Annotated in this window: 11 protein-coding genes and 1 pseudogene; 9 read left to right on the top strand and 3 right to left on the bottom strand. The window is 71.6% G+C overall.

Going from position 1 to position 14,296, the window contains the following annotated elements:
* Positions 1 to 263 precede the first annotated feature (263 nt).
* The 5 genes from fabG (at position 264) to ABZ321_RS00205 (ending at position 4,755) form a co-directional block, all read left to right on the top strand.
* Positions 264 to 968 (top strand): 3-oxoacyl-[acyl-carrier-protein] reductase, encoded by a 705-nt coding sequence (fabG, locus tag ABZ321_RS00225; protein WP_344502936.1) that lies wholly within the window; start codon positions 264 to 266, stop codon positions 966 to 968.
* A 23-nt stretch (positions 969 to 991) separates the two neighbouring features.
* Entirely contained in the window at positions 992 to 1,762 is a 771-nt protein-coding gene (fabI, locus tag ABZ321_RS00220) for an enoyl-ACP reductase FabI (protein WP_344502935.1), read from the top strand.
* A gap of 20 nt (positions 1,763 to 1,782) precedes the next feature.
* Positions 1,783 to 2,790 (top strand): ferrochelatase, encoded by a 1,008-nt coding sequence (locus ABZ321_RS00215; protein ID WP_344502934.1) that lies wholly within the window; start codon positions 1,783 to 1,785, stop codon positions 2,788 to 2,790.
* Positions 2,791 to 2,821: 31 nt separating this feature from the next.
* Positions 2,822 to 3,601, top strand: a complete 780-nt coding sequence (locus tag ABZ321_RS00210; protein ID WP_344502933.1) for an HAD-IIA family hydrolase — start codon at positions 2,822 to 2,824, stop codon at positions 3,599 to 3,601.
* Between the two features lie 239 nt (positions 3,602 to 3,840).
* Positions 3,841 to 4,755: an IS982 family transposase gene (locus ABZ321_RS00205; protein ID WP_354888049.1), complete on the top strand. Its 915-nt coding sequence runs from the start codon at positions 3,841 to 3,843 to the stop codon at positions 4,753 to 4,755.
* A 1,042-nt stretch (positions 4,756 to 5,797) separates the two neighbouring features.
* Here the strand turns inward: ABZ321_RS00205 and ABZ321_RS00200 are convergent.
* Positions 5,798 to 6,583, bottom strand: a complete 786-nt coding sequence (locus tag ABZ321_RS00200) for a hypothetical protein (protein ID WP_344502932.1) — start codon at positions 6,581 to 6,583, stop codon at positions 5,798 to 5,800.
* 75 nt (positions 6,584 to 6,658) lie between these two features.
* Here ABZ321_RS00200 and ABZ321_RS00195 point away from each other — a divergent pair, with 75 nt between their 5' ends.
* The gene (locus ABZ321_RS00195; protein WP_354888046.1) at positions 6,659 to 7,483 is read left to right on the top strand and encodes a DUF3097 domain-containing protein; all 825 of its coding nucleotides are present in this window, start codon (positions 6,659 to 6,661) and stop codon (positions 7,481 to 7,483) included.
* 26 nt (positions 7,484 to 7,509) lie between these two features.
* On the opposite strand, the gene ABZ321_RS00190 is transcribed toward ABZ321_RS00195, so the two are convergent.
* Complete coding sequence (locus ABZ321_RS00190; protein WP_354888043.1) at positions 7,510 to 8,835, bottom strand: serine hydrolase domain-containing protein; 1,326 nt, start codon at positions 8,833 to 8,835, stop codon at positions 7,510 to 7,512.
* Positions 8,836 to 8,992: 157 nt separating this feature from the next.
* Between ABZ321_RS00190 and ABZ321_RS00185 the strand changes: the two genes are divergently transcribed.
* Both ABZ321_RS00185 and ABZ321_RS00180 read left to right on the top strand, forming a co-directional pair.
* Entirely contained in the window at positions 8,993 to 9,421 is a 429-nt protein-coding gene (locus ABZ321_RS00185) for an NfeD family protein (RefSeq protein WP_344503243.1), read from the top strand.
* A gap of 77 nt (positions 9,422 to 9,498) precedes the next feature.
* Positions 9,499 to 10,524, top strand: a complete 1,026-nt coding sequence (locus ABZ321_RS00180; protein WP_344503242.1) for an SPFH domain-containing protein — start codon at positions 9,499 to 9,501, stop codon at positions 10,522 to 10,524.
* On the opposite strand, the gene ABZ321_RS00175 is transcribed toward ABZ321_RS00180, so the two are convergent.
* Positions 10,521 to 11,300, bottom strand: coding sequence for an RNA methyltransferase (locus ABZ321_RS00175; protein WP_344503241.1), 780 nt, complete (start codon positions 11,298 to 11,300; stop codon positions 10,521 to 10,523). The genes ABZ321_RS00180 and ABZ321_RS00175 overlap by 4 nt on opposite strands.
* A gap of 152 nt (positions 11,301 to 11,452) precedes the next feature.
* On the opposite strand from ABZ321_RS00175, the pseudogene ABZ321_RS00170 reads away from it, so the two are divergent.
* Positions 11,453 to 14,296, top strand: a pseudogene (locus ABZ321_RS00170) (hypothetical protein); the annotation flags it as partial.

The following is a 14,296-nucleotide window of genomic DNA, read 5'->3' as shown; positions in this document are numbered from 1 at the left end:
CGGAGAACAGACACGCGGAGCCGTGACAGGGGAAGGACTACACCCGGTCACGACTGGAAGGATCGCTACTTCGCACAGCGATCACCTCCAGGGAGCAGCAGCCGCACCGGGCGGTCAGCGAAAAGCACGAGCAGACGCCGCCATGGTACCGCCACGCCTCATGGCTCACATCAGCCGACCGGCGAGTTGCCGGGTACCCGTCAGTAACACCTAATCTCCGTACAGCTGATCGCAGCGCATCACAGAAGCAGAAAGGCGGCAACGTGGCGAGGACCGTGCTGGTCACCGGCGGTAACCGTGGGATCGGGCTGGCAATCGCGCAGGCGTTCGCGGCGCAGGGTGACAAGGTCGCGGTGACCCACCGGGGCTCCGGCGCCCCCGACGGGCTGTTCGGCGTGCAGTGTGACATCACCGACAGCGCCGCCGTCGACGCCGCGTTCACGACGGTGGAGGCCGAGCTCGGCCCCGTCGAGGTGCTCGTCGCCAACGCCGGCATCACCGACGACACACTGCTGCTGCGGATGAGCGAGGACCAGTTCACCCGCGTGCTCGACACGAACCTCACCGGCTCGTTCCGCTGCGCCAAGCGGGCCACCAGCAAGATGCTGCGGGCGAAGTGGGGCCGGATCATCTTCATCTCCTCCGTCGTCGGCCTGTACGGCGGACCCGGCCAGGTCAACTACGCCGCCAGCAAGGCCGGCCTGGTCGGCATGGCCCGGTCGATCACCCGCGAGCTCGGCAGCCGCAACATCACCGCCAACGTGGTGGCGCCCGGGTTCATCGAGACGGACATGACCGCCGTGCTGCCCGAGGCGACGCAGGCCGAGTACAAGAAGGCCATCCCGCTCGGCCGGATGGCGAAGCCCGAGGAGGTCGCCGGCGCGGTGACCTGGCTCGCGAGCGACGCCGCCGGGTACATCACCGGCGCCGTCATCCCCGTCGACGGCGGCCTCGGCATGGGTCACTGACTTTCCGGACACAGAGGAGAACCATGAGCGGACTGCTCGAAGGCAAGCGGCTGCTGATCACCGGGATCATCACCGACCAGTCGATCGCCTTCTCCGTAGCAAAGCTCGCCCAGGAGCAGGGCGCGACCGTCGTGCTGACCGGGTTCGGCCGGCTGTCGCTCGTCGAGCGGATCGCGAAGCGGCTGCCGCGGGAGGCGCCGGTCATCGAGCTCGACGTGACCAACCCCGAGCACCTCGCCGGCCTCGCCGACAAGGTCCGGGAGCACGTCGACGGGCTCGACGGCGTGCTGCACTCGATCGGCTTCGCCCCGGCCAGCTGCCTCGGCGGCGGGTTCCTGGACGCGCCGTGGGAGGACGTCGCGACCGCGCTGCACGTGTCGACGTTCTCGTACAAGTCGCTCGCGGTGGCCTGCCTGCCGCTGATGGAGTCCGGCGGCTCGATCGTCGGCCTGGACTTCGACGCCACGAAGGCGTGGCCCGTGTACGACTGGATGGGCGTCGCCAAGGCCGGCCTCGAATCCGCGAACCGTTACCTGGCCCGGGATCTCGGCCCGCGCGGGATCCGGGTAAACCTGGTCGCGGCAGGCCCGCTCCGTACCATGGCGGCAAAATCCATCCCCGGCTTCGCGGTGTTCGAGGACTCGTGGGCGAAGACCGCGCCGCTCGGGTGGGACCTCAACGACCAGGTCGCGGCGGCGAAGGCCTGCTGCGCGCTGCTGTCGGACTGGTTCCCCGCCACGACCGGTGAGATCGTGCACGTCGACGGCGGGTACCACGCGGTCGGCTCGTCCTGACCCTCTTGTAACAATGGGGCGTGGCTTATGACGCGTTCCTGCTCGTCTCGTTCGGCGGTCCGGAAGGGCAGGACGACGTCCTGCCCTTCCTGGAGAACGTGACCCGGGGGCGCGGCATCCCCGCGTCGCGCCTCTCGGCGGTCGCGGAGCACTACCGGCACTTCGGCGGCGTGTCGCCCATCAACGCGCAGAACCGCGCGCTGATCGACGCGCTGCGATCCGAGCTCGACCTGCCGATCTACTGGGGCAACCGCAACTGGCACCCGTTCCTGCCCGACGCGGTCGCGCAGATGCGCGACGACGGCATCCGGCACGCGCTCGCGTTCGTCACCAGCCCGTTCGGCTCCAACTCCTCGTGCCGCCAGTACCTGGACGACATCGCGGCAGCCCGATCCACGGTGGGCGAGGACGCCCCGGCGATCGACAAGATCCGGCACTTCCACGACCACCCGCTCTACATCGAGTCGCACGCCGCGGCCGTAAGGGCGGCCCTCGCCGAGCTGCCGTCCCGGCTCGCCGCGCGACTCGTCTTCACCGCGCACTCCATCCCGACCGCGATGAACGCCGCCTCCGGGCCCGGCGGCGTCGGCCGGTACCAGGCGCAACTGCTGGAAACGGCGGCCCTGGTCGCCGCCGCGGCCGCCCCCGAGCTGCCCTGGGACCTGGTCTGGCAGAGCCGCTCCGGCCCGCCGCAGGTGCCGTGGCTGGAGCCCGACGTCAACGACCATCTCGAGTCGCTGGCGGCGGCAGGTGTACGGGAGGTCGTGGTCAGCCCGATCGGCTTCATCTCCGACCACCTGGAAGTGATCTGGGACCTCGACAACGAGGCGCGGGCCACCGCCGCGCGACTCGGTATCGCCTTCGCCCGCGCCGCCACCCCCGGCGTCGACCCCCGCTTCGTGACGATGATCCGACAGCTCGTCGATGAGCGCGTGCTTGCTCACAGTAACGTTCGTCACGCGCTCGGAACCGTCCCCACCTGGGATTTCTGCCCGGCCGACTGCTGCGTGTCACCGAAACGCGTATAGGCACGAAACGTTTCTGAGGGAGCATGTACGCGTGAGAGAACGCAAGCCCATCGAGTCCTGGCTCACCGACATGGACGGGGTCCTCGTGCACGAGGGCGAGCCCGTGCCCGGCGCACCGGAGTTCGTCAACCGGCTGCGCTCGTCCGGCAAGCCGTTCCTGATCCTGACCAACAACTCCATCTACACCGCCCGCGACCTCCAGGCCCGCCTGCGGCGCATCGGCTTCGACGTGCCCGAGTCGGCGATCTGGACCTCGGCCCTGGCCACCGCCCAGTTCCTCGACACGCAGCGCCCCGGCGGCACCGCCTACGTCATCGGCGAGGCCGGCCTGACCACCGCGATGCACGAGGTCGGCTACATCCTCACCGACACCGAGCCCGACTACGTCGTGCTGGGGGAGACCCGCACGTACAGCTTCGAGGCCATAACGCAGGCGATCCGCCTCATCAACGACGGCGCCCGCTTCATCTGCACCAACCCCGACGCCACCGGCCCCTCCAACGAGGGCGCCCTCCCCGCCTGCGGTGCGGTGGCCGCCCTCATCTCGAAGGCGACGGGCATCGAGCCGTACTTCATCGGCAAACCCAACCCGATGATGATGCGCTCGGCCCTCAACAGCATCGACGCCCACTCCGAGACCACCGCCATGATCGGCGACCGCATGGACACCGACGTCCTGTGCGGCCTCGAGGCGGGCCTGGAGACGATCCTGGTCCTGAGCGGCATCTCGACGGTCTCGGACGTGGAACGCTACCCGTACCGCCCGTCCCGCATCATCCCCTCCGTGGCCCACCTGATCGACGAGGTCTGACCCACCCCTTCACTGCGGAAACTACGCGCTGCGACGGCGTAGTTGCGACCCTGAAGATCGATTAGGTAAGCCTTGGTACGGTGCTAGTGAAACGGCCGGCGCGCCACCGGGACCCCACCGGGACCCCTCCGTGACCGCTGCCACGCCTAGACGGTCTATTCCAAGGGATACCGGGGCGGTGAAAGTAGACGAGGGTCTCCATGATCGACGTTGCTGAGCAACGAGACCATGGAGGCCACGTGCACGTCGATCTGGACACCCTCGCCACTGCACTCTACGTGAAGATCGACGACGAACTGAAGGCCTCACCGCAGCTCAACCCGTACCGGCCGAAGGTCGGCATCGCCCCGAAGATCACCGACGCGGAACTGATCACCGTCGCGGTCCTGCAGGCGCTGCTCGGCCACCACGACGAGATCCGGTGGCTGCGCGGCGCCCGCAAGGCCATCGGACATCTGTTCCCGTACCTACCCAAACAGCCCGGCTACAACAAACGCCTCCGTGCCCTGATCACCCAGATCGCGCACCTCATCGCCGTCCTCGCCGCGGACACCGACCTGTGGCGGCACCCGGTCCGCATCGCCGACTCGACCCCCGTGCAGTGCGGCACCTCCCGAGAGACCGTCAAACGCTCCGACCTGGCCGGCTGGGCCGGCTACGGCTACTGCGCCTCGCACTCCCGCCGGTTCTGGGGCCTGCGCCTGCACCTGGTCACCACCATCCACGGGCTACCCGTCGCGTTCGCCCTGACCAACCCGAAGACCGACGAGCGCGACGTACTGATCGACCTGGTCTCATTGCAGCCGGCCATGTTCCATCACCCGGACGGACTGATCCTGATCGTCGACAAGGGCTACCGCGACCGCCTCACCGAGACCTGGCTCAACGAAACGGATATCGACGTCATACGACCCGCATACCGCAACGAGACACCACGCCCCGGCCGGCCCATGCTGCGCGCCGTCCGCCAGAACATCGAGTCCGTCAACCAGACCCTCAAAAGCCAACTCGATCTCGAACGGCACGGCGGCCGCACCCCCACAGGCGCAGCCGTCCGCATCCTGCAACGCCTCCTGGCCATGACCGCCGCGATCTGGCACAACTGGCACACCGGCCAACCCGTCATGCGATCCCTGATCGCTTACGACCACTGAACCCTTGGAATAGACCGTCTAGGCGAGCGGTGCCCAGAACCCGGCCCGCCATCCGACCCGACGCCCCCGCGCGACGTGCCGCGCGACGCATCGGGCCTGGGCTGGCGTGCTGTCGTGATCATGGACCTGCGACCCATGATCACGGGGCTCGTCGTCGGCGTCCTCGCTGAACCTGAGAACTCTGTGCACTTCTGAGTGCTCAGAGTCCCCAGATCGCGACGGAGCGGGAGAGCCGCCATTGGCGCGCCGCGCCGAGGCGGTGAGGCCCACGGGCACGAACCGGCCGTCGCGGCGCCGGCGCGACCCGGGCGCACCGCGGGCGGGGCGTGTCCCGGACGCGTCGCTGGTTCTGGCGCGTTGGGCCTTGGGTGCGCTGCTGGTCGTGGGTGGAGCCTGTTGTTCTGGGCTTGTGGTCGCGGGTGGGGCGTGTTCTAAGCGTGTTCTGGGCTTGCTTGGGTCGTGAGTGGCCTGCCGTAGGCGCGTCGCTGGTCCCGGACGGGTGCTGGTCCTGGGCGCGTCGCTGGTTCTGGGCCACGCGGTGGTTCTGGGCGGGGTGCTGATTCCGGGCGCGTCACTGGTCCCGGGTGCGTCACTGGTTCCGGGCGCGTCACTGGTCCCGGGCGGGGCGGTGGTCGTGGGCGGGGGTTTCTGGGTGCGTCGCTGGTGTGGCTGGGCGCGGGGTTTCGGTGATCGGGAAGACTTCGTGTAGCCCTGGCTACCCAAGGTCTACCGGATCATGACGCGGAGGGTGTGTCGGCCGTGTGCTCGGTGAGCCGGGACGTGCTGGGCGTTCCTGAGGTGGCTCATCCGGGTGGTGCCGGGTGGCGGGTGCTCAAGGTTTACCGGATCATGACGGGCCGAACGGTGGCCGTCGGATGTGGCGCAGGGGGCGACCACCGGATGCGGCGCGCACGCGCAATCCCAGCCACGCGCAAGCGCGGGCTGTGCGCCGCGCAGCGGTGCATTGGGGTGCGGGTGAGAATCCCCGCCGGGCCCCGCCGCGGCAGCGGTGGGGGGAATTGCAGCGGGGGGAATTACAGCCTCAGATCAGGGGGGCGTTGCAGGCGGCTACCAGGGCGCGGCGGCAGGCGGTGGTGAGGGGGCGGAGGGCGGCGTCGCGTTGCTGGACCTCGTAGCCGTTGATGGCGCCGCCGGGTGCGGCGTGTTCGGCGAGGGCGAGCACGCGGTCCAGGATGGCCGCGCGGGCGTACAGGCGGCGGGCGCGCGGGTCGTAGCCGGGTGGCAGGTCGGTGGCGCCGTCGGGTTTGCGGAGGGCCTCGATCGCGCCGGCGAGCTCGGGGCGCCACTGGGCGATGTCGAGCTTCGCGAGGGTGCGGGTGGCGGTCGCCAGCTCGGCGGACAGCTCGGCCTCGGCCTCGGCGGTCGAGGGGCCGTCCAGCGGCGCCGGGACGGCCGCGGGTAAGACGAAAACCTGCCAGCGGACGGTCTCGAACTCGTCCCCCGAGCCCGAGGTGTGCAGGCGGACCTCCGGCACGAAGCCGAGGCCGCCCGCGATGACGCCCTCGCCGGCGAGGAGGGCGGCGCTGCTGAAGGGGCCGGGGCCCGGCAGGCCGCGGGGGTCGCCGGGTGCGGGGAGCACCAGGCGGACCTCGTCCGGGTGGAGCTTGGACAGCGCGGTGATCGCATCCACGAGGGATACGTCGGTCCACGTGCCGGGGACGTCGGAGACCATGTGCTCCTCGTCGCCGGAGATCTCGGCGGCGGCGTCGTCGCACGGCACGAGGCCGGCGCGCCACGCCCGGACCCATGCCACGAAACGCGCCGAGCGGCGCGCCTGCAGGGTCGCCGCGCGTGCTGCGGGGGACATGGGAGCAAGGGTACGTGCTGACGTGCCGGTATGTCTCGCAGGCGCTGGGGGCGTCAGCCGATACGCTTGCCGTCCATGGACGTCCTGGCGAACAACGACTGGCGGCGCCGGCGCACGGTCCCGACGGTGGACGCCGAGCTGGACCTCGTCGTGGAGGATGTGGACTCGGGGTTCTGCGGTGCCGTGGTCGGCTACCAGTTCGGCGCGGTGGTGCTGGAGGACCGGCACGGCAAGCGGCGCAACTTCCCGCTGGAGCCGGCCGCGTTCCTGCTGGACGGCGAGCCGGTGACGCTCGTCAAGCCGAAGCTGGCGGTACAGCGGCAGAAGAGCACCATCACCAGCTCGGGGTCGATCGCGGTGGCCGGGCTCACGGCGCGCGTGGCGAGGCGGAGCCGGATCTGGGTCGAGGGCATCCACGACGCCGCGCTCGTCGAGCGGATCTGGGGGCACGACCTGCGTGTCGAGGGTGTCGTCGTCGAGCCTCTGGACGGCATCGACGAGCTGGCCGCGGCCGTCGCCGAGTTCCACCCCGGGCCCGTCGCCAGGCTCGGCGTCCTCGTCGACCATCTCGTACCAAACTCCAAAGAAAGCCGAATTGTCGGAAATATCCGGTCGCCTTACGTCCTCGTCACAGGCCATCCGTACATCGACGTGTGGCAGGCGGTCAAACCCCAGGCCGTCGGCATCCGCGAGTGGCCGGTCGTCCCGCCGGGGCAGAACTGGAAGGAAGGCGTCTGCGACCAGCTCGGCGTGAGCGAGCCGGCCGACATGTGGCGCCGCATCCTCGCGTCGGTGTCCAGCTACAAGGATGTCGAGACCCCGCTGATCAACGCCATGGAGCGCCTCATCGACTTCGTGACCGAACCCGACGAAGACCTGGACGACGACGAGGACGCCTGAGGCGGAGGCCAGAAAAACGGGGACGCCTAGAGCACAGGCCACGGATCCCGGCTGAAGAGGAACGTCGCGACGTCGAGCGCGACCACCGCGCCGTCCCCGTCACGCACCACCCGCAGCAGCTCCCCGTCGCAGTCCCCGGACAGCCCGCGCCACACGTCCGGCGCGGGCCCGTCCGGCACGAAACGCCACGGCGTGCCCCCGGCGGTCAGCGGCGTGACGACCAGCTCGCCGCCTGCCCAGCCGACCTCATGCTCGCGGCCCATCCACCACCACCGGCCGGTCAGCGGCACGATCTCCGCCGGCGGCTCCTCGCGCGGCCGCCACGACGCCACCCGCACGGGCTCACGGTCCAGCACCGCGCCGAGAAGGTCCAGAGCGAAGCCGCTGAGGCCGCCCGAGTCGCGATAGCGCATGGTGTACGCGTTGGCGAACGCGACCACTCCGGTGCGTGACGGCCGGTGTACGGCCAGTACCGCCAGGTAGCCGGGCATCGAGCCGGTGTGGCCGACGAACACCCGCTCCCCGCGCCGCCACAGCTGCAGGCCGAGGCCGTGCCCCGCGGTCCAGCCGTCGAGGTCGCTGAGCACGACCGGCGCGCACATCTCGTCGAGGGTCGCCGGCGCGAGCACCGCCGGGTCGGGCTCGGCCAGGAACGCCGCCCAGCGCCCGAGGTCCTCCACCGTCGACCACAGCTGGCCGGCGGGTGCCATCGCGGCCGCGTCGTGCCGCGGCTCCTCGCGCAGTTCGTCCAGCCACGGGTGCACGACGTAGCCGCGGGCGAACGGTTCGGCCTCGGCGTAGGTCGTACGGTCGAGATGGAGCGGGCCGAGGAACCGCTTCGCGAGCATCGACTGCCAGTCCTCGCCGCCGAGGCGGGCGACCATCGCGCCGAGCAGCCCGTAGGCGAGGTTCGAGTAGTGGTATCCGCGCAGCGGCGGGTAGGCGACCTTGTCGGCGGTGAGCGTGGACAGGAACGTGTCGACGTCCACCCCGGCGGCGCGCTCCCACCAGTCGCCGTCCGGCTCGCGCTGCACGCCGCCCGCGTGGCCGAGCAGCTGCCGCAGGGTGACGGTGCCGACGGGCGTGCCGGGAAGGTGGCGGTAGAGCAGGTCGTCGAGGGCCAGCTTCCCCTCGTCGCGCAGGGCCATGACCAGCGCCGCCGTCATCGTCTTCGTGATCGACCCGATCCGGAACTGCAGCCCGGCGACCGGCTGGTCGAGCCCGGCCGTCGCGACGTGCTGCAGGGCGCCGTCGCGGACGACGCCCGCGACGAGGACGGGCACCCGCCCACCGGCGTGGGCGCGGGCGACGAGGTCGTCGACGCACGAGACGGTCTCGGGCAGCAACGGCACGGAAGGCCTCCAAAAGGCGAAGCGGGGACGAAGCGGGCGACTGATTCCCCAACTGTGCACCGGGCCGGGCCGCACCGCGTATCGACAAGGATTCGGCAAGACGAGTGATCAGACGCGAGCGCCGCGTGCATCGGCGTGACACGATCGAAGCGTGGACCTGTGGCTGATCGTCTGGATCGTCGTCGGCGCCGCGCTCCTCGCGGCGGAGATCTTCACGACCACGTTCATTCTGCTGATGTTCGCGATCGGCGCGTTCGCCGCGGCGGGCGCCGCCGCCCTCGGTGCCGGGGTGCCGGTGCAGGCGGCGGTGTTCGCGGCCGGGTCGGCCCTGTCGTTCCTGGCGGTGCGGCCGACGCTCAAGCGATACATGCGCCGCGACGTGCGCGACATGCAGATGGGCGTCGAGGCCCTGGAAGGCTCGACGGCGCTCGTCATCGAGGCGGTCGACCACGACAGCGGCCAGATCAAGATCGACGGTGAGTTGTGGCGGGCCCGGCCCTACGACGCGACGCAGACGTTCGCGATCGGGGAGCGGGTCCGGGTGATCGAGATCAAGGGTGCTACCGCGATGGTGTGGAAGGACTGAGTTACGTGGATCCGAGTGTGTTCCTGGCGGTCGTCGTCATCGCCGCCGCCCTCCTGGCGATCGTCACGGTCACCAAGATGGTCAAGGTCGTGCCGCAGCAGGTCGAGTACGTGGTGGAGCGGCTCGGCAAGTACAGCCGCACGCTGACGCCCGGCCTCAACATCCTGGTGCCGTTCATCGACTCGGTGCGCAACAAGGTCGACAAGCGCGAGGTGGTCGTCAGCTTCCCGCCGCAGCCCGTCATCACCTCCGACAACCTGGTCGTGTCGATCGACACCGTCCTGTACTTCAAGGTCGTCGACTCGGTCCGCGCCACGTACGAGATCTTCAGCTACCTGCAGGGCATAGAGCAGCTCACCGTGACGACCCTGCGCAACGTGATCGGCTCCCTCGACCTGGAGAAGGCGCTCACCAGCCGCGACGAGATCAACCGCCACCTGTCCGGCGTCCTCGACGAGACCACCGGCCGCTGGGGCATCAAGGTCACCCGCGTGGAGCTGAAGGCGATCGAGCCGCCGCCGAGCATCCGCGACTCGATGGAGAAGCAGATGCGCGCCGAGCGTGACCGCCGCGCCGCGATCCTGCACGCCGAGGGTCTCAAGCAGTCCCAGATCCTCACCGCCGAGGGCGAGAAGCAAGCCGCGGTCCTGCGTGCCGAGGGTGAGCGCCAGTCCCGCATCCTCACCGCCGAGGGTCAGGCGAAGGCGATCCGGACGGTGGTCGACTCGATCCACGTGGCCAACCCGGACTCGAAGGTCATGGCGTACCAGTACCTCCAGTCGCTGCCGCAGATCGCCGCCGGCCAGTCCAACAAGCTGTGGATCCTGCCGGTCGAGCTGACGAAGGCCCTGGAGGGCATCGGCGGCGCGCTGGGCGGCATGGCGCAGCTGTCCGACGCCGCCCGCACCGACCTGGTCAAGCGCAACGTCGCCGAGGAGGAGGAGTCCGAGGACGTCATCGAGGCCCGCCGCTCCGCCGAGGACGCGGCCGCCGCCGCCAACGCCGAGGCCGCCGCGGCCGCCGCCCAGGTGTCCGGCACGCAGGTGACCGCCGCCGAGCTCACCGCCGAGTTCCAGCAGCCGTCCCACGAGCTCGAGCGTTAACGGCAGAGCTCCCAGAAGGCGACCGCCGCCGCGGCCGCCACGTTGAGCGAGTCGACCCCGTTCCGCATGGGGATTACGACGCGTACGTCGCTGGCGTCGAGGGCCTTGGCCGACAGTCCGGGGCCCTCCGCGCCGAGCAGCAGCGCCGTCCGCTCCCGCTGCGCCGCGCTCAGCGTCTGGATCGGCACCGCATCGGCGGCCGGCGTCATCGCAAGGAGCGTCAGCCCCGCCTCCCGGACCGCGTGGAGCCCGTCCGGCCACGGTTCGATCCTGGCGTACGGGATCGCGAACACCTCGCCCATGCTGACCCGCACGCTCCGCCGGTACAGCGGATCCGCGCACGACGGCGACAGCAGCACCGCGTCCATCCCGAGCGCCGCGGCACCCCTGAAGATCGCCCCGACGTTCGTGTGGTTGTTGACGTCCTCCAGGACCGCGACCCGCCGCGCGGTCGTGAGGATGTCGGCCGCGGCAAGGTCCGGTTTGCGGTGGAAGCTCGCCAGCACCCCCCGGTGCACGTGAAACCCGGTGATCGCCTCGAGCGTCGCCTGGTCGCCGGCGTACACGGGGACGTCGCCGAGCGGGAGGTCGTCGAGCTGGCCGACGCGCTTGCTGTCGATCAGCACGGACCGCAGCCGGTAGCCGGCCCGTAGCGCCCGGCGCAGCACCAGCTCGCCCTCGGCGATGAACAGCCCGTTGGGCGGCTCCCACCGGGTGCGCAGCTCGACGTCGGTCAGCGCCCGGTAGTCACCGATCCGCTCGTCGTCCTGGTCCATGATCGTTGTCGCGCTCAGCACCCGGTCGATTCTGCCTTGCGCCGCGATCCCGCGAACAGAACGCCTCCCCGGCGGTGACCAAGGCGGGCGACACGACATCCGCACCGGGGCGTCGGCGCGGTGCCGGTATCGAGGATCGATAATCTGGGTGCGTGGACGGGCGGGCCGATCCGGTGAGCGCCGGTCGTCGTGCCCTCGTCGACCTGCTGGCCAGGTTGAAGGTCCACGCCGGCCGGCCGACCCTGCGGCAGATCGCTGCCCGGCTGACCTCGGCCCGCGACGGCGGCAGGCCGTCCATCGGGCATCTCAGCGAGATCTTCCGCGGGCGGAAGACACCCAGCGGTGACCTGGCGGTGGCGCTGGCCCGGGCGCTCGGCGGCTCCGCCGACGACCAGGTCAGGGCCAGGATCTACGCCGACGCGGCCGCGCAGGTCGCCCGCCACGGAGCCGTGACCGGCGCTGCCGCCGTGACCGGCGCGGGCGAGCCGGACGGTGCCGGCGAGACCGTGTCCGGCGACCAGGACGGTGCCGGCGAGCCGGACGAGGCGGGTGTGGCCGGTCCTGTACTGCCGTGGTGGCGGCCGGATTACGCGGCGCACGTCGACGACCTGGTGCCCGTCGGTGGGCTCAGGGACCGCGAGGCCGAGCTGGCGGAGCTCGCCGCGTTCTGTGCCGGCGACGAGCCGTACCTCTGGATCCAGGCGGAGCCCTGGGCCGGCAAGTCGGCGCTGCTGGCGACGTTCGTGCGCCATCCGCAGCCCGGCGTCGACGTCCTGGCGTTCTTCGTCACGGCCCGCCTCGCGACCCAGTCGGACAGCAACGCGTTCGCCGGGGCGCTGGTGGAACAGCTGACGGGCCTGCTGGAGCTGCGGCTGGACGCGTCGGCGCCCGCGGCGCAGGTGTCGCGGTGGCTTCCGCTGTTACGCACCGCGGCCCGGCACGCGGAGCTGGCCGGCCGCCGGCTGCTCCTCGTCGTCGACGGCCTCGACGAGGACAAGGGCGCGGAGACCGGGTCGGGGCTGGCGAGCGTGGCGTCGCTGCTGCCGCGGCACGCCGTCCCGAACCTGCGGATCGTGGTGTCGAGCCGCCCCGACCCGCCGCTGCCGGACGACGTGCCCGGCGACCATCCGCTGCGGCACTGCCGGGTCCGCTGGCTGACGGCGTTTCCGCACGCCAGCAGCATCGCCGCCCAGGCGCGGCAGGAGCTGCGGGCGCTGCTGCTCGGCGACTCGACGCACGTGGACGTCATCGGCCTGCTGACGGCGTGCGCGGACGGGTTGACGGTGGCCGAGCTGGAGGAGCTGACCGGGCTCGACCGGTTCCGCCTGGAGCGGCTCATCGGTGGGGTCTTCGGCCGGTCGGTCGCCGTCCGGCCGGTGCACGCGTCCGCGCCGGAGCCGGTGCTGCTGTTCACCCACGACGAGCTGCGCGAGCAGGCGGTGGGCGGGCTCGGCGCCGCGATCGGCCGGCACCGGGAGCGGATCCACGCCTGGGCGGACGGCTACCGGGCGAAGCGCTGGCCGGTGGGCACGCCGCAGTACCTGCTGCACGGCTACCCGCGCATGCTGCGGTCGCTGCCCGATCCGGGGCGGCTGATCGCGCTCGCCGTGGACCACGACCGGCACGACCGGCTGCTCGCCGTCACCGGCGGCGACGGTGCGGGCATGGCCGAGGTCCGGGCCGCCCAGGACCTGATCATCGGCCGGCCCGAGCCGGACCTGCGCGCCATGGTCCGTCTCGCGCTGCGCCTGGACGAGCTCACCGCCCGCAACGCCAACATCCCGGCCGGCCTGCCGGCGCTATGGGTCGTCCTGGGGGAGCCCGCGCGGGGCGACGCGCTCGCGCAGGGCATGGCCGATCCCGTGGCGCAGAACATGGCCCTCGCCCAGCTGGCGGCCGCGGTCGCCGGGACCGTCGACGAGCGGTTCGCCCAGACGGTCGCGTGGAGCATCGTCGACGCCAAGCGGCACGAACGGTCGCTCGCCGACCTGGTCGAGACGGCGGTCAGCATCGGCGACCACCGCCGCGCGGCGCGCTTCGCCCGCAGCGCCATCGACCAGGACCGGTGGACGCGCAGCATGCTGGGTCTGGTCGGCGCCGTCCTCGACGACGGCGACCTGCCGCTCGCGATGTCGCTGGCCCGGTCGATCATCGACCCGGACCACCGGGCGCTGGCGATGAGCCAGCTGCTGCGGGCCTTCGGCGGCGCGGGCGACGCCGACCAGGTCGAGCGGCTCATGACGGAGGCGGAGGCCGCGGCGCACGCCGCCCGCGACCGCAGCGGCCGGTCGGTGGCGCTGGCCCGGCTGTCCGCCGCGGTCCGCGCGGCCGGCCGGAGCCTGCGAGCGGAGCGACTCTTCACCGAGGCGCTGTCGCTGGCCCGGTCCATCACCGACCCGGCCGCCCGGTCCCGCACGCTGGCCGGCCTGCTGCAGTGGGGCGCGCCGGCGCCCGGCGGCCCCGGCGCCCTCGCCGCCGAGGCAGCGGCCGCCGCCAGGACGATCGACGGACCGGTCGAGCGGGCCGAGCTCATGCTGGAGCTCGTCGACGCGGTCCTCGCCGCCGGCGACCTGCGATCCGCGGAGACCCTCGGCCGCCTGATCGACGACCCGCGTCTCCGCACGAGCGCCCTGACCCGCCTGCTGGAACACACCGCCCGGGCAAGCGCCACACCACCAGCCGCGGACGCGCCGGCCGCGGACGCACCGGCCGCGGACGCACCAGCGGCGGACGGCGCCGCGCCGCTGGTCGCGGACTTGCTGGCAGTGGACGCGTCGGTCGTGGACACGTCGGCGGCGGATGGCGCCGCGCCGCTGGTCGTGGACGTGCTGGCAGTGGACGCGTCGGTCGTGGACACGTCGGCGGCGGATGGCGCCGCGCCGCTGGTCGTGGACGTGTCGGTCGTGGACGTGCTGGCCGTGGACGCGTCGGTCGTGGACGCACCGGTCGTGGACACGTCGGCGGCGGATGGCGCCGTGCCGCTGGTCGTGGACGTG

The organism is Dactylosporangium sp. NPDC006015 (assembly GCF_040614215.1).
Classification (GTDB): Bacteria; Actinomycetota; Actinomycetes; order Mycobacteriales; family Micromonosporaceae; genus Dactylosporangium; species Dactylosporangium maewongense.
This window is presented reverse-complemented; position numbering and strand designations above follow the sequence as displayed.

Bases quoted from the DNA above. Each gene is read 5' to 3' on its own strand.
- ABZ321_RS00200 (WP_344502932.1), bottom strand. From the start codon at position 6,583: ATGTCCCCCGCAGCACGCGCGGCGACCCTGCAGGCGCGCCGCTCGGCG.
- ABZ321_RS00195 (WP_354888046.1), top strand. From the start codon at position 6,659: ATGGACGTCCTGGCGAACAACGACTGGCGGCGCCGGCGCACGGTCCCG.
- fabI (WP_344502935.1), top strand. From the start codon at position 992: ATGAGCGGACTGCTCGAAGGCAAGCGGCTGCTGATCACCGGGATCATC.
- ABZ321_RS00180 (WP_344503242.1), top strand. From the start codon at position 9,499: ATGGTCAAGGTCGTGCCGCAGCAGGTCGAGTACGTGGTGGAGCGGCTC.
- ABZ321_RS00175 (WP_344503241.1), bottom strand. From the start codon at position 11,300: ATGGACCAGGACGACGAGCGGATCGGTGACTACCGGGCGCTGACCGAC.